At 73.7% G+C, this 22,231-nt stretch carries 13 protein-coding genes; 5 read left to right on the forward strand and 8 right to left on the reverse strand.

Translation table 11 applies throughout. The features are described from left to right. The 5 genes from FHS44_RS12000 to FHS44_RS12020 form a co-directional block, all read right to left on the reverse strand. A complete protein-coding gene (locus tag FHS44_RS12000; protein ID WP_184714039.1) occupies window positions 1-1,089 on the reverse strand; it encodes a BMP family ABC transporter substrate-binding protein in 1,089 nt (362 codons plus the stop codon). Next, window positions 1,086-1,961 (reverse strand): LLM class flavin-dependent oxidoreductase, encoded by an 876-nt coding sequence (locus tag FHS44_RS12005; protein WP_184714040.1) that lies wholly within the window; start codon window positions 1,959-1,961, stop codon window positions 1,086-1,088. Before FHS44_RS12005 ends, FHS44_RS12000 begins: the two co-directional genes overlap by 4 nt. A gap of 93 nt (window positions 1,962-2,054) precedes the next feature. Further along, window positions 2,055-2,525, reverse strand: coding sequence for a MarR family winged helix-turn-helix transcriptional regulator (locus tag FHS44_RS12010; RefSeq protein WP_184714041.1), 471 nt, complete (start codon window positions 2,523-2,525; stop codon window positions 2,055-2,057). A gap of 21 nt (window positions 2,526-2,546) precedes the next feature. Continuing rightward, window positions 2,547-3,062, reverse strand: coding sequence for a VOC family protein (locus FHS44_RS12015; protein ID WP_312863625.1), 516 nt, complete (start codon window positions 3,060-3,062; stop codon window positions 2,547-2,549). An 83-nt stretch (window positions 3,063-3,145) separates the two neighbouring features. Continuing rightward, entirely contained in the window at window positions 3,146-3,421 is a 276-nt protein-coding gene (locus FHS44_RS12020; protein ID WP_184714042.1) for an SAV_915 family protein, read from the reverse strand. A 482-nt stretch (window positions 3,422-3,903) separates the two neighbouring features. Between FHS44_RS12020 and FHS44_RS12025 the strand changes: the two genes are divergently transcribed. The 5 genes from FHS44_RS12025 (at window position 3,904) to FHS44_RS12045 (ending at window position 14,482) form a co-directional block, all read left to right on the forward strand. Continuing rightward, window positions 3,904-4,644 carry a lytic polysaccharide monooxygenase gene (locus FHS44_RS12025; RefSeq protein ID WP_184714043.1) on the forward strand — a complete coding sequence of 247 codons (741 nt, stop codon included), beginning with the start codon at window positions 3,904-3,906 and terminating at the stop codon, window positions 4,642-4,644. Window positions 4,645-4,882: 238 nt separating this feature from the next. Continuing rightward, window positions 4,883-6,139, forward strand: coding sequence for a hypothetical protein (locus FHS44_RS12030; protein WP_184714044.1), 1,257 nt, complete (start codon window positions 4,883-4,885; stop codon window positions 6,137-6,139). Next, window positions 6,136-8,229 carry a CHAT domain-containing protein gene (locus tag FHS44_RS12035; protein ID WP_184714045.1) on the forward strand — a complete coding sequence of 698 codons (2,094 nt, stop codon included), beginning with the start codon at window positions 6,136-6,138 and terminating at the stop codon, window positions 8,227-8,229. The genes FHS44_RS12030 and FHS44_RS12035 overlap by 4 nt, the downstream gene beginning before the upstream one ends. Beyond that, window positions 8,226-13,448 (forward strand): WD40 repeat domain-containing protein, encoded by a 5,223-nt coding sequence (locus tag FHS44_RS42305; protein ID WP_184714046.1) that lies wholly within the window; start codon window positions 8,226-8,228, stop codon window positions 13,446-13,448. Before FHS44_RS12035 ends, FHS44_RS42305 begins: the two co-directional genes overlap by 4 nt. After that, window positions 13,445-14,482: a hypothetical protein gene (locus FHS44_RS12045; protein WP_184714047.1), complete on the forward strand. Its 1,038-nt coding sequence runs from the start codon at window positions 13,445-13,447 to the stop codon at window positions 14,480-14,482. The genes FHS44_RS42305 and FHS44_RS12045 overlap by 4 nt, the downstream gene beginning before the upstream one ends. Here the strand turns inward: FHS44_RS12045 and FHS44_RS12050 are convergent. From FHS44_RS12050 to FHS44_RS12060, 3 genes are read right to left on the reverse strand one after another with little or no spacing between them, the layout of a single operon-like run. Next, window positions 14,429-16,348 (reverse strand): SWIM zinc finger family protein, encoded by a 1,920-nt coding sequence (locus FHS44_RS12050; protein WP_184714048.1) that lies wholly within the window; start codon window positions 16,346-16,348, stop codon window positions 14,429-14,431. The genes FHS44_RS12045 and FHS44_RS12050 overlap by 54 nt on opposite strands. Beyond that, the gene (locus FHS44_RS12055) at window positions 16,345-19,938 is read right to left on the reverse strand and encodes a vWA domain-containing protein (RefSeq protein ID WP_246435404.1); all 3,594 of its coding nucleotides are present in this window, start codon (window positions 19,936-19,938) and stop codon (window positions 16,345-16,347) included. Before FHS44_RS12055 ends, FHS44_RS12050 begins: the two co-directional genes overlap by 4 nt. After that, on the reverse strand, window positions 19,935-21,122 hold the full coding sequence (locus tag FHS44_RS12060; protein WP_184714049.1) for an ATP-binding protein: 1,188 nt from the start codon (window positions 21,120-21,122) through the stop codon (window positions 19,935-19,937). Before FHS44_RS12060 ends, FHS44_RS12055 begins: the two co-directional genes overlap by 4 nt. Window positions 21,123-22,231: the final 1,109 nt, after the last annotated feature.

Here is a 22,231-nt window from a genome sequence, read left to right on the forward strand (position 1 = left end):
TCAGCCGGTCTTGATCCGCATGTCGGTGCGGGGCGGTCTGACGAACGGCTCGCCGAGATAGGTGTCGAGCAGCCAGTCGAAGGCGTCGGTCGGCAGGAAGGTCTCCAGCGGGGTCAGGCCGGGCAGCGGTTCGACGCCGGTCAGCATGTCGGCCAGGCCGAGTCCCTCGGGGACGACCTCCTCGCCCCGGTTGTTGCGGATGGGTCCGCGCCACAGGTCGAGCGCGCCACGGCGGATGAGCTCGGCCGCCTCGGCGGCGGGCCGCGCGACGTGCTCGGGGACGAAGGCCGCGGCCTCGGTGTTGAACACCACGCCGTCGCCCGCGTGGTAGTAGCGCCAGCCCGGCTCCCAGGTTCCGTCGGCGACGGCGCGCACGCTCCGCACCAGGTGCGGGGTCCAGTCCACGAGGTTGCCGACGAGCACGTGGTCGGGGGCCAGGTGGCGGCGGTCGCTGTTGCGCACGGTGGTGTGGCAGCCGCGCTCGGCCGCGGTCAGCACGACCGGGTCGTTCTCGGTGAGCGCGCCGCCGATGACGTCGCACCCCAGGTCCGCGAGCTCGTGCACGGCCGCCATCTCGCGCTCTGGCGCCATCCAGCTTCCGACGGTCCTGGTGTGGATCCTGGCCTCCGGGTTGACCGCGCGGATGCCCAGGGCGAAGGCGTTGAGGTAGACCACCTCGTGTCCGGTGGCGATCGGCACCCCGACGAGCCCGGTCCTCGTCATGCCCCCGGCCAGCATGCCGGAGACGTAGGCGACCTCCTCGACGGCCTCGCGGAAGCTGCTCACGTTGGGCGCGAGCCGCATGCCCTGGCAGATGTCGAACCGGGTGCCCGGATAACTGTCGGCGATCTCCAGCACGAACGGCTGGTAGCCCTTGCTGCCCAGAAACACCAGGTCGGCGCCGTCCTCGGCGAGCCCGGCGATGAGCCGTTGCCCCTCGGCGTCCTCGCCGACGTTCTCGTGCGCGGAGGTCTCCACGGCGTCGCCGAGCGTCGCGGCCAGCCGGAGACGGCCCTCCTCCAGGGTCTCGGCCCAGCAGTGCGGGCTGTGGATGTCGGTGCGGTAGACGAACGCGGCGCGCACGGTCACGCGGCGGCCCCCTTCACGAGTATTCCGGCCAGTTCGTGGCCCGGTTCGGTGCCCAGTCCAGGGATGATCAACTGGTCGAGCCGTACGGCCGCCGCCAGTTCGGTGAGCCGTTCCGCGCACTCCCCGGGGGTGCCGACGAGGGAGAAGGCGGCGACCAGGTCGGCCGGGACGAGGTCGGCGGCCGCCTCGGGACCCGCCTGTCTGAGCCGTTCCGCGTAGCCGGGGCCGAGGCCGAGGCGGTCGAGCAGCGCGGGTGGGGAGTCGGGCAGCGCGTAGGCCAGCTCGACCCGCTGGCGCCGGTAGGACCGCTCGTCCATGGCCAGCTGCGGCCGGTAGCCGATCCGCACATCTGGCCGTACGGCCCTGAGCCCGGCGGCGACGTCCGCGAGGTCGGCGGTGGGGAACCCGGCGAGCATCACCCCGTCGGCCTCCCTCGCGGCCAGGTCCAGCATGCGCGGTCCCTTGGCCGCCATCCAGATCTCCGTGCCGGGGGCCACGGCGCGGATCGCCGTGATCGTCTCGTGGATTCTGGCGAGCGGCCGGTCGGCGGTGATGCCGAGCGGTCCGAGGGCGAGCGTGCCACCGGCCGCCAGGCAGATCCTGGCCCGGCCCCCGGTGTGCTCGGCCGCCCCGCGCAGCGCGTTCGCGGTGATCAGGGGGTGGCGGGAGTAGGGGTTGGTCGGTCCGAGGCCGAGCGCGATGCCCCCGGTGGCGGCGGCGACGGCCCCGAACAGTACCCAGGGGTCGTGGGCGTGCGTGCCCTCGTCGGGGATCCACACGCAGCCGAGCCCGAGCCGGTCGGCGCGCGTCGCGATCTCCACGACCTGCGCGAACGGTGCCCCGGGGACGAAAACAGAGGTGGCGAGTTCCACGCCCCTCCCTCCAGCGAGCCGAAAAGTTGCTTAATTTTCAGCAACTCGGCGAGGGGAGGTCAATGTCCGGTTCCACCACGAGGAACAGAACCCTCAGAGGCGGCACTCCGGCAGGTCACGCAGGTGCAGCAGGGCGGCGTCCATGCCGGGGCCGAGCGCGGCGACCGTCTCGGGAGGCAGGAAGGCGAACAGGTGCTCGTGGAGGATCCCGCTGACCTCGGCCCTGGCCAGCGCGACGACCCGCTCCCCCTCCGGGGTGAGCAGGGCGTAGGTGGTCTTGCCCCGGACGGGGTCCTCCTCGCGGGCGACGAGGCCGAGCCGTACCAGACGGTCGATCTGGTGGGCCAGGCGGCTGCGGGAGAACCAGACCCGCTGGGCCAGCTCCGTCATGCGCACCCGCCCCGAGTCGGCGATCTGACGCAGCACGCCGTACTCGGCGTGGGTGAGCCCGAAGCCGTCCTTCAGGCGCCGGTCGAGCAGCGCGCCGACCAGCCGCCCGCCCTCGACGAAGTTGCGCCATCCGTGAAGCTCGCCGGGACCGAGCCGCGAACCGTCGTCCACCATCCCGGAAGGGTAACCCGCGGGTCACCCTCCCCAGAGGGTTCGGACCTCCTCGAAGACGCGTTGGTTGTGGGAGATCTCCACGACGTTGCCGTCCGGGTCGAGCAGCGCGCAGACGTAGCCGACCGGCGGGGGCAGGTCCATGGGCTCCCAGTGCAGGCAGCCCCGCTCTCTCGCCTCCGCGGCGACGCGGTCCACGTCCTCGCGCTCCGGCATCTCCATGCCGAGGTGCGCGAACGGGAACAGCTGCGGCTGCCGTCTCCCACTGTCCGCGGCGAACTCGACCAGCACGAGCACGAACGGCGTCTCGACCTGCCCCTCGTTGGACAGCCAGGCGTTGCGTCCCTGGTCGTCCTCGTGCCGGGAGACGACGACCAGCGGGGTCATCGTGGTGTAGAACTCGATCGCCGCGTCCAGGTCACCGCTGGGCAGCGCGACGTGCGTCCAGCGTGCCCCGGTGAGTCTCTTCTCCAGCACCTGCCGCCTCCTCGGGCCCGCCCGCGTGCCGTACGGCTGACGCAGATGGTTCTCCCCCCGCACGGGCGGAGCGAACACGGGGCCGGAGGGAGGGCGGCCGGGGGCCGTCCTCCCGTGCGGACCGGGTGAGCCGGGCGGGCCCCGTCTCACGCCGCCTGCAGGCTGGGGTCTCCCTCGGTCCCCGCGGGGTCGATCACGATGCCGCTGACGCCGAGGTCCTCAAGCATGCCCCGCAGCGCGCGCTCGGTGAGCCACATCCAGGCGTGGCCGTCGCCGAGAGCCCGGACGAGCCGGTCCCGCGAGGTGAAGGCGACCGCCGTCCTCTCACCGGTCGCCGTCCGGAACAGGCGCAGGGCCAGGCTCCCCCTGCCAGGGCGTACGGGCACCAGCAGTGGGGGGTCGTTCCGGCGTGAGTTCTCCATGGACTCCTTCTCCTTCAGGTAGCGAGGCGCGGTGGCCGCGCGGAAAGCACGCTATGGCGGCCGTCGATCGGAAAAAGTGATCCAAACGGGATTCTTACGCACACAGGGCCCTCTCTGACAGCCCTTTGACAGTGGAGTGCCCGAGATGGCCACGGACACCTGGCGCCGCCGTGCCGTACGGCCCGCACCCCAGGAGGCGGCGGGAGCCCTCCCACCTGTGAGTTTCCTGCCAAGTTCCCCTTCTCCCTTAACGACCCCTTAACCGGCGCTCAACGAGCGTTCAACACCCCTTGCATATGCGCTGGAAAGTCGGAGGCTTCTCCCAGGTGGGACTCCGTCCTCGTGACACTCCCCCGGCCCGGGGCGAGCACCCCCCACGTGACACCCCCCGTCACGGCCTCGTCCCGGGCCTTCACACGAGGATTTACTGTTAGGAAACTTTCCTTTATATTCGGAGACACCCCCCAGCAAAGGAGCACTACATGCGGAGAACGACAACACTTGTGTCGGCGTCGATACTCGCCATGGTGACCACCGTCTTCATGGCGACGCCTGCCGAGGCGCATGGGTACATCTCCTCGCCTCCGAGCCGTCAGGCGTTCTGCGCCCAGGGCAAGATCTCCTGTGGGCAGGTCAAGTACGAGCCTCAGAGCGTCGAGGCTCCCAAGGGCTCCAAGCAGTGCAGCGGCGGATCCCGCTTCACCGAGCTCGACGACGACAGCAGGCCGTGGCCGACCACCAGCGTCGGGAACACGGTGAACTTCACCTGGACGCTGACCGCGCGTCACGCGACCAGCACGTGGGAGTACTACATCGGCGGCTCCAAGATCGCCTCGTTCAACGACGGCGGCAGGCAGCCGGGCGCGACCGTCTCCCACAGCGTGAGCATGGGTGGCAGGACCGGACGTCAGAAGGTTCTGGCCATCTGGAACATCGCCGACACGGGCAACGCCTTCTACGCGTGCGTTGACCTCCAGGTGGGTGGCGGCGGCCCCGAGCCCACCCCCACGGCCACGCCGACCGTGACGCCTACGGTGACCCCGACCGTCACGCCGACCGTGACCCCCACCTCCAACCCCGGCGGCACCTGGTCCGCGGGCACCGCCTACACGGCGGGCTCGACCGTGACCTACGGTGGCTCGACCTACCGGTGCGTGCAGTCGCACACCGCGCTGCCCGGCTGGGAGCCGCCGAACGTGCCGAGCCTCTGGCAGAGGGTGTGACCTCCTTCTGACGGATCCCTCCGGTTTTCGGGACCCCTCCCGGCGGACCCGCGTCCCACGAGGACGCGGGTCCGTTGTTTTCCCCCAAACCCCCTAAAAACCGAAATATCAATATAAAAGGGCTCTTTCTCACCCAGCGGGGGCCGGGGAGAACGGCGAGGTGGGGCCACCCGCAACGACCCGGTCACGAATTCCCATCCGCCCACGGGAACACGTTTCCCCGGCATATTTTGCTGCTGTGCATCCCGAGCGGGTCCGGGCCAGGCTGGACCGGTCTGCGACCACGGCCCAGCGTCTCGGCCACGAGATCTCCGACTGGATGCGGCGCGGCCACGCCGACCGGTGTCTCCACCGTTTCACCGTCCACCTCAATGTGCTCGACGCCGTCCTGTCGCGGATGCTCGGCGCCGTCACCGCCGAGATCGAGGCGATCGACCCACGCTCCCCCTCCGGTGAGGCCTACCGGCGCTGCGGCGAGCTCGACAGGGCCGTGTTCACGATCCGGCGCCTGTTCGACTGGTACGCCACCAAGTACGACCAGCGTCGCGACCCCGCCCTGGCCGGGATCCTGGCCTGCGCCGACGAGGTCGTGCTCAGCTGCTGGCGGCAGCCGTTCGAGAACCTCGGACGTACGGCGCCGACCGGGCCACTCGCCTACGTCGAGCCACGTTTCGACGCCTTCGCCACCCCGCGTGTCTCCGTCCCGCCCGACCTGCGCCTGCCCGCCGACTCCCTGGTGGCCGAGTTCGTGGGGCGGCTGCCCGTCCCGGTGGTGTGCCTGCCCGAGTGGACGGCCACGCAGGCGTGGTGGCTGACGCTGGCCGCCCACGAGGTCGGCCACCACGTGCACAAGGACCTGGACCCCGCCCTTGAGGACGCGACCAGGGACGCCCTCGCCGAGGCGACCGGCGACGAGACGTGGCGCCGCTGGGCGCTTGAGTCCTTCGCCGACGCCTACTCGGTCCTGATGCTCGGTCCCGCCGCCGCGTGGATCGTCGAGGAGCTGGGCCACGGCCCTCCCGGCTCCCTGACGCGGGCCCGTGGCGGCTACCCGCCCCTTCCCGTACGGCTGGCGCTGATGGCCGAGGTCGCCAGGCAGGCCGGTCTCGGTGGTGAGGGAGCCCCGGAGCTGGCCGGGGTCGCCGGGGCGCTTCTCGGCCTGCGGGCCGGTGGCCGTACGATCGCCGAACTCGGCGGCCCGTCCCCCGGGTGGTTCGCCGAGCGGGGGCCGGTGCGGGCGCAGGCGCTCGCCCTGGCCGAGCCGGACCCGTTCCTGCCCCGCCTCGCGGAGCCGTACTCCGCGCGGCTGCTCCTCGCGGCGGCGGCGACCACCGTGGACGCAGGCCCGGCCGCTCCCCCGGCGCTCCACGCCAACCTGCTCGAACACCTGCCCCGGTGCGGCCCACCGGGCAAGCTCGGCGACACCCCCTCCGGGCCGCCGGTCGAGCCGCTGGCCGAGGAACTGACGGGACGACTGCTCGGGAGCGTGCGATGAGCACGCGGCTGCTCGTCAGCGTGACCGGACCGGAGAACACGGTGACGGTCCTGCACGAGGGCAGGCCGCTGCCGTGCGAGGGGGGAGGCGCCTCCTACCCGCTGGAGCGCGAGGCCGGTCCGCCGCTGGCCGCCAGGGTCGCCGCCTGCCCCGACGCCCGCTCGTACGGCACCGCGCTGTTCGAGGCCCTGCTGCGGCCCGTCTGGAAGACCGTCACCGGCCTGGTCCCCGCAGGAGGGGGGATCGAGCTGGCGCTGCGGCTGCCGAAGGAACTGCAGCCCCTGATCTGGGAGGCGATGTACACCGAGGAGGGGCCGCTGGCCGCCCATCCCCGCCTGCTCGTGGCCGTCACCCGGCTCATCCCCTCCCCCGGCCACGACGGGCACCGCACGGTGCGCGGGACGCCCAGGATCCTGTTCGCCTCAGGCGCGAAGCTGACCGACCCGGTGATCCGGCCGGGGGCGATGTTCCTCGGCCTGGTCAGGGAGTGCGAGTCGCAGGGGCTCGCGATGACCAGGATCTCCGAGGAGACGACCGCGGAGCGGCTGCGGCGGCGCCGCGCGACCTTCCGGCCCGACCTGGTGCACCTGGTCGCCCACGGCAGGCCGGACCCGGCCGACGGGGAGACCTGGGTCGAACTGGCGGGCGAGTGGACCAGGGGCGCCAACCTGGCCTCGACGCTGGTCGCCGGGGACGCTCCCCCTCCGCTGGCCGTCGTCCTCAGCGTCTGCCACAGCGGCATGCACGGCGGCCTCGAACGCACCTCCGGGCTCGTGGAGACCCTGGTCCGTGGCGGGGTGCCCATCGTGGTCGCCGTCGCCGGGGAGGTCACCGAGTACGCGTGCCGGCTGTTCTCCCGGCGTTTCGTGCGGGCGCTGCTGCGCGGGGACGCGGTCGCCGAGGCCGCCGCGCACGGGCGCAGGGCCGCCCTCCTCGGTGAGCCGGACCCCGACGACCGGTTCGACTGGGCGATGCCGACGCTGTTCCTCGCCGACACGCTGCCCGCGGACTTCAGGGCCGTCGATCCCGGGGAGGTCAACCGGACCAGGAGCATGGCGGGCAGGCTCGAACTCCTCGAAGGACCCGCCTACGTCGGCAGGGGACCCATCTTCGACACCCTCGACGGCCTGATCGCGCCGGGGAGCGAGCGGACCTTCCTCGGCATCACCAGCGGCGGCGCCTTCGGCGGCATGGGCGGCACCCGGCTGCTCAGGGAGATCGGCTTCCGGCTGCTGCAGGCCGGTCACCTCCCCCTGCTGCTGGCGCCGTTCAACGACGTCCAGTCCGCGCCGCACACCCTGCGCCAGGTCGTCGGGGAGGTTCTCGCGCAGGTGGTCAGGACGGGCGAGCGCCTCTCGCTCCCCGTGCCACGGCTGCGCTCCCTGGGGGCCAGACCACCGGGGAGACGGAAGGGCCGGGTGGACGAGGCGGTGGCGCGGCAGGAGGTGAAGGCGGCGGTCGCCCGGTTCGTCTCGGCGGCGGCACCGCTCGAACCCAGCGCGGTCGACACGCTGCTCGCCGCCGACCTGGCCGACCTGGCCGGGGCCGCGCAGACTCTCGGACCGCCGTTCGGCGCCCACACCCGCGTGGTCGTCCTGGCGGAGGCGCTGCACCTGTGGATCGGCGCGCTGGGCTGGACGGAGCCCGTGAGAGGGCTGCTCGACCTGCTGACCCCCGACGGGCTCGGCACCGCGGCCAGTCCCGTCCCGGTGGTCGTGACGGCGGCCCTCGGCGAGTGCTCGCCGCTGCGCAGCTTCCGCGAGGAGAAGGCCGGGATGCCCTGGTGCGTCTTCCACGACCTCGAACCGCTGTCCGACGAGGAGGCCTCACTCGGCTTCCAGTGGGTGCTGCTGCAGCCGTGGCACCCGAGGGAACGGTTCCGGCTGACCTACTACGCGGCGCCGGGCAGCGATCCCGCGGTGCTCAGGGAGAGCTTCAGGATCCACCTTGAGGGGCGTCCCGGCCTGATCAAGACCGAGCTGTACCGGATGGCACAGCTCCTGGCCCTGCACAAGGTGTTCCTCACCCACGACGACACCGAGGGCTGGAGCGTCTACGCCCGCACCCACGGCCTGGGACACGAACCGTGAACCCGGCCGAGCTGGGCGCCGAGCTGGAACGGCACGCCGCCGCCTGGCGGGCCGAGCAGTTCGGCCGCTTCGACCCGGCCGGGCTCGCCAAGCTCGCGCTGCTGCCCGAGTGGACCACCGAGCTGGCCGTACGGCTCTCGCTGGCCCCCGAGGAGGAGCTGACCGGTTTCCTCGACGCCCTCGACGACCTGGGGCTGGTCGAGTCACGGACCCTGCCGACCGGACAGGAGGCGTTCTGGGTGCGCGCGAGCAGGCGGGCGGAGCTCGGCGCCCACCTGCGCCAGACGCACGGGCGGCTGCTCGACGAGGTCGCCGGGGAGCTGCTCTCGTTGACGTGGGGAGTCGCCGAGCTGCGCGACTGGTGGCGCGCCGCGACCGTCCACCGCGAGGGCCACTCCGGCGCCACGCTCATGGCGGACGTCTCGGCCCTCGTCGAGGAGGGAAAGGTGAGCGAGGCCGCCCAACTGGTCGCGACCACCCGGATGCTCGGCGAGGTCCTCGGTGAGCCGCTCGTCGGCGCCGCGCGACGGGCCAGGCGCCGGGTGGACCGCGCGGCCCGCGAGGCGGAGGACGCCCGTTTCCTGCGCCACTACCTGCCCCGCGCGGACATCGAGGCAGCCCTCGCCGAGCTGCTCGGCGCCGACCCTCCGAGGTGGGCGCTGCACCTGCTGGGCGCGGGCGGGGCGGGCAAGACGATGGTCGTACGGCACCTGGCCTCCGGCCGTTACGCCAGGGACCGGGGGCTGAATCCCGTCCCGGTGGCCAGGGTCGACTTCGACCACCTCGACCCCCGCTACCCGCAGGACCGCCCCGGGGAGATCCTGCTCGCCCTCGGCGAGGAGCTGCTGGGCTTCGGCACCGGCAGGGACGCCGAGCACGCGCACCGCAGGTTCGCCGACTCCGTCGTCGGCCTGCACGAGGAGCTGTCACGCGGCCGGCTCCTGTCCGGCAGGGCGACTCCGCTGCTCGACCACGTGGTGGAGAGCTTCGCCAGGTTCGTCAGGCTGCTCCCCGGCCCGGTGGTGCTGGTGCTGGACACCTGCGAGGAACTGGCCAAGCTGTATCCACCGGGGGCACCCGCCCCGGCCATCGACATGACCTTCGGCCTGCTGGAACGGCTGCGCGAGCGGGCACCCTCGATCCGGGTCCTGCTGGCCGGAAGACGCTGGCTGGCCAGGCCGTACGGCACGGCGGAGGAGTCCGAGGTGTCGGCGGGGCCGTTGCTGCTGCCCAGGCCGTACCTTCGGGTGCTCAGGACGCACGGGTTCACCGCCGCCGAGGCGGACGGCTATCTGGCGGCCCGCGCGGTGCCGCGGCGCCTCAGGGCCGCCGTGCTCACCCGGTCGGCGAACGGGGACGTCTTCAACCCCTTCGACCTGGCCGCCTACGCCGAGTGGGCGCTGAGCGAACCCGGTCTCGATCCGGTACGGCTGCTGCGCGCCGAGGGCGATCCCTACGTCGAGCACCGCATCATCGGCCGCCTCGCCGACCAGGGCGTGACCCGCGCGCTCGCGGTCGCCGCCGAGCTGGGACGGTTCGACCGGGCGCAGATCAGCCCCGCCCTGCTGCGGCTCGGGCTCGACCCCGACGCGGTCTTCGACGGCCTGGCCGCCCAGGAGTGGACACGCGTCACCGAGACGGGACAGGACGGCCGTCCATGGGTGGTCGAACTTGAGGAACAGGTCAGGGTCCGCCTGCGCCGGGTGACGGCGGCCGACCCCGGCAGGTTCCCGCTCAGGGCGGACCTGCTCGGCAGGGACGCCGCCGCCGTCGCCGACGCGACCCCCGTGCTGTCCGAGGTCTCGGCGGCGACCGTGGTGGCCGCGGTCCGCCTGCTGCCCGTCGAGGAGGCCGCGGAGTTCTGGCGCGGGATCGAGAGCAGGGCCGCGGCGCAGGACGCCTGGCCGTGGGCGGAGCAGGTCGCGGTGCGCGCCGCCGCCGAGGAGGCACTGCGGGCCGGGGAGTCGGGGCCGTCGATCCTGGCCGCGATCCTCGCCACCCAGGCCGCGGCCAGGACGCACACCGGGACCGGGGGCGTCGAGGAGCTGTGGCGGCGGGTCGCCGTACACGCGCCCAGGCACCCCGGCCCCGCCCAGGCCGTCGCGCTCGCCGACCGCGCCCTCCTGGGACAGGCCGCGGCCGGAAGCGTCCCACTCGATGATCTCCTGCCGGGCGTGGTGGCCAGGGGCGCCGCGCCCGAGGGCTCCGTCGTCGCCGCGATCGACGGGTGGATGCGGCACGGCGACTGGTCCCGGCTACGCGACGAGGACCTGCGCCGGGTCGGCGGGGACCTCGATCTCACCGGGGAGGAGCATCCGACGATCAAGGAAAGCCTCGTCCTCCCGTCGATCACGGGACAGGGCCCTGTTCCCGCCGACGTCGCCCCCTCCCCCGACGGGTCCTGGCTCGCGGTCCTGTACGGCGACGGCGCCGTCCGGCTGACGCACGACGGCACCACGACCACCCTCGACGGACACGGCGCGACCGGGGTCACGGTCTCCCCGGACGGCGCCTGGGTCGTCACCACGGCACGGGACGGCATGCTCAGGGCCTTCCGCCCGGACGGGACGCTGTGCGCCATCGCCCCCTCCGGCACCTCCGCTCCCCGGGGTGTCACCTACGCCGGGGACGGCCGCAGCCTGGCCTGCGTCGGGTGGGAAGGAAAGGCCGTGGTCTGGGAGACGGACGGGGAGCGGCCGTTCGTCCGGCTGCGCGCGGTCGTGTGGGTGTCCACCCCCGTGGCCGGGGTGGCGCTGAGCGAGGACGGTTCCCGCCTCTTCACCCGTGGCTCGGACGGCTCCACCCGGATGTGGAACACCGACCGCCGGATCGCCACCGCAGTCACCGCCCAGCGCGCCCTGCTGGCCCTGCACCGCAGGGAACACGGCGACCACGGCGCCTACGAGATCGCCGAGCGGCTGGCGGCCGACGCGTTCGTCTCCGCCCTGCCGGTCTCCGCACGGCCCGCCGTACGGGACACCGAATGGGAGGACGCCACCGGCCTGCACCTGGAGCTGGTGGCGACCGTCTCTCCCGACGACGTGCCCGCGACCGCCTGGGCCGACTGGCGTGCCCCTCGGCGCCTGGACGCGCGCTGCCTGCTCGTGTGGCAGCTTGTCACGACGGGATGGCGGGAGCGGGACGACTTCCAGACACCGTGGCAGTCCTTCTCAGCCCCGTTCGACGACATCGACGTGGAACGGCTGCTCGCCTGGCGGGTGCGCGTCCACAACGGGAGACGACCGCTCGAACCACACGTCCTTGAGCTGCTGGCCGACCGGGACACCTACTCCCCGGCCAGACGGGCCTCGGTGTGGCAGCACCACCGGATACGGCCGCTGGTGGTCGAGGTGGCCGAGGCGTGGCTGACGCGCGGCGAGGTCATGAGGGCCGTGGAGCTGCTGCGTGGACGCATCGAGGCGGCGGTCGCCTCGGGGGACGACCCCGACACCGTCGAGCAGTGCCAGCTCGCCCTGATCCGGATCTGCCGACGCGTCAGGTCGCTCGTCCCCTATCCCGAGCTGACCTCGCTCACGACCTCGGGGACGCCCCTGGTGCGCGCGGAGGCCTGGATCACCCTGACCCTGGTGACCGGGGCCCGGCCCTCCTCCCCCGAGGAGGCGGGAAGCTGGTACGGCTGGTGGCAGTGCCAGGACCGGCGTTCCCTCGCTGGCGGACAACCTGGCTGGGAGCCGCCGTCCGCTCCGGAGCCCGGCATCCCCCGGGGGCTGACGCTGGCCGCCCGGGGTGAGCACACCGGGCATCCCGAGGACTCGATCGCTCTCCCCCGTTTCCCGATGCTGTTCCCGGGCCCGGGAGGCGAGGGTAGGCAACTGCTGGAAAGGGCCGAGACGATCGCCCTGCGCTCACCGGCCTTCGCCTGGGCGGTATTCGACGTGGCGGCGGGACTGCTGGAGGAGGCACACGACCCGCGCGACGCGCTCCAGGCCCGGATCCTGGCCCTGCTGGCCCGGGTCCGCGTCGGTCCCCCACCGAGGCGTCCTTCGATCAAGAAGTTCGACGCGCTCCCTCTCGACCAGGTGGACTTCCCACCCGGCTCCGGCTGGCCCGAGCGGATCGCCTATCTGCGCGGCCTGCTTGAGGACGCCGAAGCGACTGGCTCCGACCTGCCGGAACTGGCCCTGGACTCCGCCGTCCCGTCTCCCCCTCCCCCCGAGGCGTCCCCGCCCACCTTCGCCTTCGGAAGGTTCGGCGGCGCCGTACGCGGGGTGACCGTCGCGGCGCTGCTCGCGCTGGCCCTCATGGTGGGGCTGCTTCCCGTCGCGGACCAGTTGCCCTCCCTCCTGCGGGTCGTGTTCGGCTTGGTCCCGTTCGCCACCGTGCTCGTCCTGGTGCTGCCCTCCGGCTGGGAACGGTCGGTGCCCGCGGACATGCTCGGTTTCCTGGACCGGTTGATCCCCCGGATGCTCGTCACCGCGGTCATATCCGCCGAATCCGACAGGGCCAGGATCGCCACCGTCGGCCGCCGCTCCCCACGGAACTGGAGGCTGAACTGGACCGACATATCCCGAACCACCCAAAGGGGACAACTCATCACGTGGGAGTTCCCCCGCCTCCCCGCCGACCGCCTCCGGCCTCTCGTCCGGCTCGAACTTCCCGGTCCCCTCGACGGCGAGCCCTGGGAGTCGCGTCTTCCGCTCCATGCCCGGGTCTTCCGTGGCGCCGTCGCCCCCCCGATCAGGCCGCCCGTCCAGGAACGGAATGAGCACGGCCAGGTGATCCGCCGGACGTCCTTCTCCATGCTGCACGTCACCGGCACAGCCGTGACGACGGCGGCGGGGACACGGATCCGCCTCAGCGGGGACTTCGGCGGCAGCCGGTCCGGGCTGCTCGATCCGGCGTCGATGGAGGCGGCGACCCGGACCCTGGTCATCCTGCAGGCCAACCCGGTCGACGGCCCCCCGGTGCCGCTCGCCGAGCAGCGCGGTCTCTTCGCCGCCCTGGCGAGGGAACTCGTCGCCATGGGCACCCGCGCCGTGCTCGTCATCCCGCCGTTGCCCGACACCGTCGCGGAACAGGCCTCGTCCCTGGCACGGTCGAAGGCCTCCAAACACGGCGCCTCGCTCCTTCCCCGGCACCTGCTGCGGCTCCAGCGCGACCTGCGGAGCCTCGTCAGGAAAGCGGGCGGCGAGCGGGAGGCCGTCTGTGACGTGCTGCTCTTCCTGCCGACCACCTTCAGAGAGGACACCTCGGGATGACCGTATGGCAGCGGATCGAGTCCTGGTTCCACGCCGCCTCCGAGCATGTCACCGTCGGGTTCGTCCCCGAGGAGAGCGCGACGGCGTTGGCACCGTACGAGGGATATATCCGGTTGTTTGTCGCCGAGGGGTTCCTCGCCGACCGGCGTAGCTGGGCCGCCGACCAGTATCCGGCGCTGCACGGCGGGGTCTCGCTGTCCTTCCTCGGCGGGCAGCCGCTGGCGTTCACCACGATGGCCGGGCAGTCGGCCTGGCTGGCGCCCGGCGTCACGCTCAGCGAGCCGATCACGCCGCTGCTGCCGTACGGCGGAGGCACGGTGAGCGTGCAGGCGGGTCTGTACCGCGTGTCGGAGAAGGGGCCGCTCGGCACCGCCGTACAGATCGCCGGGGGGCTGGCCGGACTGGTCGCGCCGCCGCTGGCCGCGGCAGCGACCATCGCGACGAAGCTGTCCGAGGGCATCGACAGGATCCTGGGCGACCTGGGTGAGCAGCCGGTTCTCGGCGTGCACTGGACCATGGTCGCGCCCGTGCCCGGCACCCCCGGCTCCGGTGTCAGGACCGTGCGCGCCGGGCACCTGGTGGTGATCAACTCTCCCGAGCCTCCCGGGGCGCTGTCGATCGAGGACGGCAGGCTGCGCGTGGACGGCAGGCCTCCCACCGGCGCCGACTTCCTGGTGCTGCGGATCGAGTGCAGGGCGGAGCGGGACGACTGGCGTTTCCCCGAGCTCGCCCAGCTGATCGACCGCGCCGGGGAGGAGTATCTCCGGCGCGGGGAGACCCAGACGTTCAGGGACCTGCGTTCGGACGCCGTGGTGCGGGCCTGGTGCTCGCCCGACCTGACGCCGCTGGACAGGAAGCGGGTGGCCGTGCTGGTCGCCGGGGAGATCGACGAGGTCAGGCGGCTCGGGGTGGTTTCCGACGAGGATCAGGCACTGGACGAGGATCGGACGCTGGAGGAGGCCGTGGCGCTGCGGCTGCCCTCACGGGACGCCCCCGAGCTGGACGGCCTGCGCCTGGCCGACCTGCTCGCCTGAACCTGGGCTTCTCGGGTCCGGCTGCCAGGACGCCCTGACCAGCGCCCGTTCCGTGGCGGCGAGATGGGCCGAGGCGGCCAGCCACGCCCAGGCGTAACGGTCGCCCCCGGTGTCCGTCAGGCGGCCGAACACGTCGCGGGCACGGCGGTCGGCCTCGGCGCCGAGCGCGCCGACCAGCTCCGCCGCGGTGCCGAAGCCCGCCCTGCGGAGCGCGGCCCGCTGGGTGAGACAGTCACCGCCCCTGGCGGACTCGGCCAGGGCCCGCCTGCCGCCGGTGACGGCCAGCTCGACCAGGCGGCGCACCCGCCACAGCGGCGAGCCGGTCACCGGATCGGGCCCCGGCGCCTCGACCGGCTCGTCCGGCGCGCAGCTCTCGCGGGAGGGCAGGTGGGAGCCGCTCAGGCGGTCGTAGCCGAGGTCGGCGTGACCCTGCCACTCGGGGGGCAGGCGCAGCGTCGGCCCCTCCCCGGGGACCGGCCCGACCGCGAGCGGGCGCAGGGTCGCCGCCCTGTCGGGGTCGAGCCGTCCGAGCACGCGGATCCGCAGTCCCGGCCTGGAGGCCAGTTGCCGCAGGTTGGCGACGTGGGCGAGGCCGGGGTCCGCGTTCGCGGCCATCAGGCGGATCAGCGGCCCGTCCAGCACCCGCCCCTCCGGGGACAACTCGCGGGCGAGCAGCAGCTCTCCCCGCGACCCGACGACCACCAGGTCGCAGCCGACCGGCCGGTTCGTCTCCTCCGTCTCGCGTGGCTCCCGCCAGGCCTCCTCGGCGAGCCTCAGGTCGGCCGCCTGGGCGAGGGGGCGGGAGAACAGCTCCGCCAGCGGTCCTCGCGTCCAGGACAGCCCCGGGACGGAGGTTGCCCTGACGCCCTTCCCCGAGCCGAGCCGCCCCTCCGGGGAGACCGTCGCCCCGGAGATCAGCAGGCCGCCACGGGCGAGCTGCGCGTGGTTGAGGGCCGCGGAGCCGAGCGCGACGGCTGCCGTGCCCGCCCCCTTCGCGCGGGAGGACCCTCCCGGCCTGACGTCGGCGACGGAGAACCAGCGTCCGTCCTCGGTGAGGAGGTGTGTGACCACCCCGCCGTAGCCGGTCGCGCTGATCACCGGCTCCCGGCAGACCCCGTAGACGCGCAGTCCCTCGCCCTGGCGGTACGCGCGGCGGGCGCTGCCCACCAGGGCCGGATCCGGGTCGGCGGCGGCGAGCCTGCCCGAGGTCAGCAGCAGGTCGCCGAGCGCGGAGACCAGGTCGGCGAGGCGGTGACCCTCGTGGCGCCCACGGGCGGCCCGCATGCCACGGACGACACGCAGGGCCGCGGCCTCCGCCCTGGGCAGCCCGGCGAGCCTGGCGGTGTGCGCCGCCCTGAGCAGCTCGGCCTGGAGCAGCGCCCCCGCCCCCGGCACCCCCGCCGCCAGCATGGCCGTGCCCGCGGCCCACAGCTCGGCCGCCGCCGCGACCTGTCCGGAGGTGAGTTTCCTGACCTGCGGCGTCTCGGCCTGGGGTGCCTCGACGGCCGGAGGGTCCTGGGGGGCGGGCTCGGTCACCTCCTCGACCGGGATGTCGGCCGAGGTGGTCTCCGCTACCGGGCAGGCGCTCAGGACGGCCGCCAGGTGCAGGCAGCGCGGCGCGAGCAGGCAGCTACACACCGCCGCCGAGGGGTCGGCGACGACGCCCGTCTTCCCCGGGCTGAGGGTGACCACCGTGTCCTCCCCCCAGCCGACCGAGACGCGGCCCTCCTCCTCGGTCGTGGGCAGCGCGGCGCAGCGGCCAACCGCCTCCTCCAGCTTCTTACGCAGCCGGGGGGTGAGGTTCTCGACCGCGGTGGCGGCCACGTGTGGCTCGACCTGCGGCAGCCGTACGGCAGGCGGGGTCAACGGTTCTCTCCTCTGAGGCGGTCGCCGACCCAGCGGGCGAGGGCGAGCGGGCTGAGCGCGGCGACGGGCATGCCCGCGGCGACCAGTTGCTGGGCGACGGGCACCGAGTAGCGGGGTGCCCCCGTGTCGTCGAGCGCGGCGCACCCCAGCAGGTGCACGCCCGAGGAGACGAGGGAGCGGACCTCGCCGAGCAGCCCCCCGATCGGGTAGCCCTCCTCGAAGTCGCTGACCACGACGACGAGCGTCCGGCTGGGCACGGTGACCAGGGAACGCGCGTGGGCGAGTCCCGCGGCGATGTGGGTGCCCCCGCCGACCTGGACCTCCAGCAGCAGGGACAGCGGGTCGGCCACCTGGCCGGTCAGGTCGATCACCTGGGTGGAGAAGGCGAGGAAGTGCGTCGAGAGCGTCGGCACACCACCGAGGACGGCCGCGGTCAGCGCGGACCAGACGACCGAGGCCTCCATCGAACCGGACACGTCGACCACGAAGACCAACCGCCAGTCGGCCTCCTTGCGGACCGAGGTGTCGAAGATCGGCCGTTCCGGGACGACGAGGAAGCCGCCGTCGGGGTTCCTGCGGGTGTGCGCCAGGTTGGCCCGCAGGGTGGCGGGCAGGTTGAGCCTGCCGCCGTGCCGACGCGTCGGGCGGGGCGTCGAGAGGCCGGTCAGCGCGGGACGCAGGCGGGTGGCGAGCTCACGGGCGAGTTCGGCGACCAGGCGCCGCACCAGCGGTCTCAGCTTGGCCAGTTGCTGCTCCGGCAGGCCGCCCGCCAGGGACAGGACCGAGGTCAGCAGTTCGACCGACGGGCGCACCGCGTCCGGGTCGAGCACGGCCAGCACGTCGGTGCGTCCCTCGTCCGCGGCCCTGGCCAGCACCTCCTCGCGCACCTCGGGGCCGAACAGGGCGTCGAGTTCGGCGGCCCACTCGCGGGCCCCGGGGAAGGAGGCCCCCTGTCCGCCGCCCTGCCCGCCCTGTCCGGCCGCGAGGTCGTCGGCCCCTTCGCCCCGGCCTCCGCCGTACAGCTCGTCGAGCGCGTGGGCGTAGCGGCGGGCCTCCTCGGGGAGCCGTCCGGTCTCCCTGCCGAGCAGCAGGCGCCATCGGTCGGCGGGGGCGAGCCGCTGGGCCGTCCGGGCCGGGGTGCCGGGGTCACGGGTGACTGGGGGTTCCCCACCATCGAGATTCCGGTCGGGGGTCGGCAGGGGGATTCCCAGGGCGCCGAGGGCGGCCAGGCCTTCGGCGTCCGCCGCCGTCCACAGCGCGAGCAGCTCGGGCGGCGCGCCGAGCGACAGGTCGAGCCGGTCGCCGAGCCGGTCGGTCACGGCCAGCAGCAGCCGGTCGCGGGCCGCGGGGGTGAGGGTGTCGAAGCCGCCGCGCAGGGCGGGCAGCCGGTCGAGGAAGTCGCGGTCGGTGAGGCCGTCGACGCGGTCGAGCAGCGGCTCGAAGACCGGCGTCGCCGACTGCAGGAGCGGCCCCGCCGCGGTGAGCAGGCCGGTGACCAGGCGGGACAGGCGGTGACGCCCCTCGGGACCGGTCGCGGCGTCGATCCATCCCGCGGCGCGGGTGCCGAGGGTGTCCGGCTCGTCCAGGTCAAGCAGGACCCGGGCGGCCAGCGCCGCCCCCTGCATGAGCGGGGACCCCTCGCGCGCCAGGGCGGCGAGCACGTCGTCCATGCGCATGCTGAGGCGGTGCTCACCCGCCCGGGTCACGAGCGCGACCAGGGCGGCGGCGTCCTCGTGCCGGTCGCTGCCGACCAGGCCGGGCAGCGCGCGGACGGCGGCGTCCAGCAGGGTCGCGGCCAGCTCGGCCGCCCGCTCCCTACTGCTCGGGGTGGTGCCGGGCAGGTGCCGTCTGCGCAGCGCCTCCAGCAGGTCGAGCGCCCGCAGCAGGTCGGGGAGCCCGGCGGTCGCGGGAAGCACGTCGGCGGCGTCCGCGAGCCGGTCGGTGACGAGTCCGGGCAGGTCGCAGACGGCCGCGGCGCGCAGGCCCGTCAGGATCAGCTCGCAGGTCGGCCCGCCCTCGGCGGACTCGCGGCGGAAGGTCTCGCGCAGGGTGCCCGCGGCCGCCAGCTCCGCGGTGACGCCCCGGATGCCCGCCAGGTCGAGCAGGGCCGCGACGGAGGGGGTCCACGCGAGCCGCCAGCGGGTGGTGAGCGCGGACGCGTCCCCGGTCCCGGTGACCTCGATCTGCTTGCCGTACCCGACGCCGCACACCAGGAGGCGCTGCAGCAGGATCTCGCGGCGGCCGTCCAGGTCGGAGCGGAGCGGGTCGAGGCGGACCTCCCTGGCCTCGGGGTTGTCCGGGCAGGGCAGCCGCAGCGCCGCCAGCTCGGTCTCGACGGCGGGGCCGAGCCCGGAACGGGGGGTGCCGGGGGCGGTCCTGCCGCGTTCGGTGCCGACGAGGACCGCCTCAAGGGCACGGGCGAGGGCCCTACCCCTGCCCAGGGGTTCGCCCTGGCCGAGCACCATGGTCACCGCCTCGACGATCTCGCCCCGGCCCGGGGCGGGCAGGCCGCGCAGGCGGGCCAGGTCGCAGGCGACCCGCAGGGTCTCGACGGCCTCCCCGGTGCCCGCGGTGTGCCCGGCCTCGCGCAGCCTCCTGCACACGCCGGTGATCGCGCGGGCCGCGGCGTCCCTGACCCGGTCCGGGTCGCCACCGGCCGTGAAGACCTCCTGCTGCCAGCGGGGGTCCCGGATGCCCGCCGGGTAGCCGGAGCGGGAGTCGAGCAGGTCGAAGGCGTACGGCACCAGCGAGGTCGCCTCGGGGACGCCGCCTGCTTTCCCTGAGGACTCCACGGACTCCACGGGCTCCACGGGTTCCCTTGGTTCCTCGGGTTCCTCGGCCAGGAGCAGGGCGGGGGCGTGGAAGGCGCCGACCACCGCGGCGACCCGCGCCCCACGGGCCAGGGCCCCGGAGATCACCTCGCGCATGTGCGCCTCACGCGCCAGGTCGGCGGGGGGCACGCCTCCGCCGGACTCGGCGTCGTGGCGCAGCGCCCAGCCGACGCCGAGCGCGGCCCTGCGCACCGCCTCGGGGGGGCAACCGGGGGCGAGCACCTCGACGGCGCGGTCCCACATGTCGTCGCCCTGCCTGCCGGTGCAGGAGGCGGCGAGCCCCTCCGCGAACGCGTTCCCCGCCGGGAACGCCACGGCCGGTTCCTCCGCGTCCTTCCTCGCCATGACACCGGCCCGGCCCGCCTGGGCGCGGGGGGACAGGGTCATCGCCGGGGTGGAGAGCGGCAGGTCACAGCAGAGAACCTCGGCCCCGCGCTCCCTGGCCCAGCGGATGGCGGCCAGCTCAGGGGAGAAGTCGGCGAAGGGGTAGAACCCGATCCTGCCGCCCTCCCCGGTCCCGGCGAGGGCCACCGGCGCGACGGTCGCCGGGTCCGCCAGGTGGACCAGCCACGGCTGGAAGTCGGCGGGCAGCTCCACGCAGACCACCTCCGCCCCGGCCTCGTCGAGCAGTGCCGGGACGACCGCCGCCAGCGCGGGACTGTGGTGACGCACCCCCAGGAGGTACGGCCTGGCACAGGCGGCCAGCGTGTCCACGGCCCTCCTGGGGCCGTCCACCGCCATCTCGTCTTCGGGGGTCAACGCAGGTTCTCCCGCAGGTCCCACAGGCGGCGCCACATCGCGGAGCCGTCCTCGGCGCGGCGCCGTACCGGACCGTCCCAGTAGCCGAGCAGCCGCGAATGGTCGGCGGGATCATCCTTGCGGACCACGCCGAGCAGGTGACCGGGCACCAGGTCGAGGACGTCCCCCGCGGGCAGGTAGGCCGCCGCGACCCCGAGCGAGGCGGCGACCTGCACCGCCTCCGCGGTCGACATCACCGTCCCCGGGCGTTCGACGTCCCAGCCCTCGGTCGAACGGCCGGAGCGCAGGTCGCGGAAGACGGTGACCAGGGCGTCCAGCACCGCGTCGTCCACGCTGAAGGCGGCGCCCGCCCTACGCACCACGGCCGTCGCCTGGCTGCGCACCAGGGCGGTCTCGGCCTCGGGGTCGGCGATGGGGTTGACGGTCTCGAAGTTGAACCGGCGCTTGAGCGCCGCCGACATCTCCGAGACGCCCCGGTCACGCAGGTTGGCCGTGGCGATCACGGTGAAGCCGGGGGCCGCGGCGACCTGGGCGTCCGGGGTGCCCGCCAGCTCGGGCACACTGACGCGGCGGTCGGACAGGATCGACACCAGGGCGTCCTGCACCTCGGGCAGGCAGCGGGTGATCTCCTCGACCCTGGCGACGCGTCCCGAACGCATGGCGGTCAGCACCGGGGAGGCGACCAGCGCCTGGGGGCTCGGCCCCTGGGCGAGCAGCAGGGCGTAGTTCCAGCCGTAGCGGAAGGCGTCCTCCGTCGTGCCCGCCGTACCCTGCACCGTGAGCGCGCTCGTGCCGCAGACGGCGGCGGCGAGCAGCTCGGACAGCATCGACTTGGCGGTGCCTGGCTCACCGACGAGCAGCAGCCCGCGCTCGCCCGCGAGGGTGACCACGCAGCGCTCGACCAGGGCGCGTTCGCCGACGAACTTGGCCTCGACCACGAGCCGGGACGGCAGCGCCTGGCCGTCGCTCTCGGCGGCGCGGCGGTTCTTGGGCAGTTCCAGGGTCTCGCCACCGCTGCCGCAGACGAACGTGACCACCGCCCTCGGGGTCAGCGCCCAGCCCGGCGGGCGGGGGCCGTCGTCGTGGGCCGCGAGGAAGGCGAGCTCGGTGGCGTGGCGCTCCTCGGCGGGCTGCGCCTGCCTGGCCGAGGTCGCGGCGGGCGCCACCTGTCGCGTCGTGGTCATGGAGGGAGGTTCCTTCGTGTCTCGGTCCGCCCCCTCGGGAGGGGCGTGTCGTGTGAATGGTGCTACGGCCGGGGCCCGGGGGCGACCCCGCGGCCGGAGTCATCCCGGGCTCGTCCCGGGGCCTGCCGTGGGTCTCTCGGTCATGAGTTCCGGGGGATCTCGGCCGAGCCCCTGGCCGGAGGTCCGTTCAGGGTCTCGACCAGGGTCCCGTTCGGTGGTTCGGTCGAAGGTCTCGGTCGGGGTCCTGCTTGCCGGTCTGGTCAGGGGCCTTGGCCGAGGTCTCGGTCGGTGGCCCGATCGAAGTTCTCGGTCGAGGTCCTGGAGGTCGGGTCAGGGGTCCCGGGTGGGAGTCCGGAAGCCTCGGCCCAGATCTCCACCGGGATCCCAGCCGGAACCCGGCCAAGGATCCCAACCAAGGTCCCGGCCAGGCCCTCAGCCGAATCCCGATCGGACCCCTGGTCAGGAACCCCGGTCCAGGTCCGACCAAGTTCCCAGTCGAGCTTCCGGCCCGGATCCCGACCAAGATCCTGGTCGGAGGTCCGAACCGAGGTCCCATCCAGGCTCCCAGCCGGAATCCGTGACCAGGGATCCCGGCCGAGACCCAACCAAGGTTCCGGCCAGGCCCCGATCGGGAACCCCGGTCTGGGTCCTGGCCAAGGTCCCGGTCGAAAGACTTGACCAAGGTCCCGGCCAGACCCCGATCAGGCCTCCGGTCGGGAACCCCAGCCGGGGTCCCGATCAAGGTCTCGATCGAAGTCCCGGCCAGGAGTCCCAGTCAGATCTCGACCGCGATCCTGGTCGGGGCTCCTGACTGAGGTCTCGTCCAGGTTCTCGGTGGGGTCCGTGACCAGGAATCCCGGCCAAGGGCCTGAACCAAGGCCCCGGCCAGACCCCGATCGGGCTCCCCGGTCGAGAACCTCGGCCAGAGTTCCGGCCAAGCTCCCGGCCGAAGTTCCGGTCGGGAACCCCGGCCCGAATGTCGGCCGGGATCCTAGTCGGAGGCCCCAAGATCGGACTCCCTGATCAGGAGCCTGACCCAGGTCCCCGCCAAGGTCCCAGTTGGAACCCCGGCCCGGATCTCGACCGACGATCCTGGTCAAAGGCCCCAA

This window comes from Streptosporangium saharense, assembly GCF_014203715.1.
Classification (GTDB): domain Bacteria; phylum Actinomycetota; class Actinomycetes; order Streptosporangiales; family Streptosporangiaceae; genus Streptosporangium; species Streptosporangium saharense.

Excerpts from the sequence above, each read along its gene's own strand:
- FHS44_RS12010 (WP_184714041.1), bottom strand. The coding sequence starts at position 2,525 with ATGGTGGACGACGGTTCGCGGCTCGGTCCCGGCGAGCTTCACGGATGG.
- FHS44_RS12025 (WP_184714043.1), top strand. The coding sequence starts at position 3,904 with ATGCGGAGAACGACAACACTTGTGTCGGCGTCGATACTCGCCATGGTG.
- FHS44_RS12035 (WP_184714045.1), top strand. The coding sequence starts at position 6,136 with ATGAGCACGCGGCTGCTCGTCAGCGTGACCGGACCGGAGAACACGGTG.
- FHS44_RS12020 (WP_184714042.1), bottom strand. The coding sequence starts at position 3,421 with ATGGAGAACTCACGCCGGAACGACCCCCCACTGCTGGTGCCCGTACGC.
- FHS44_RS12060 (WP_184714049.1), bottom strand. The coding sequence starts at position 21,122 with ATGACCACGACGCGACAGGTGGCGCCCGCCGCGACCTCGGCCAGGCAG.
- FHS44_RS12045 (WP_184714047.1), top strand. The coding sequence starts at position 13,445 with ATGACCGTATGGCAGCGGATCGAGTCCTGGTTCCACGCCGCCTCCGAG.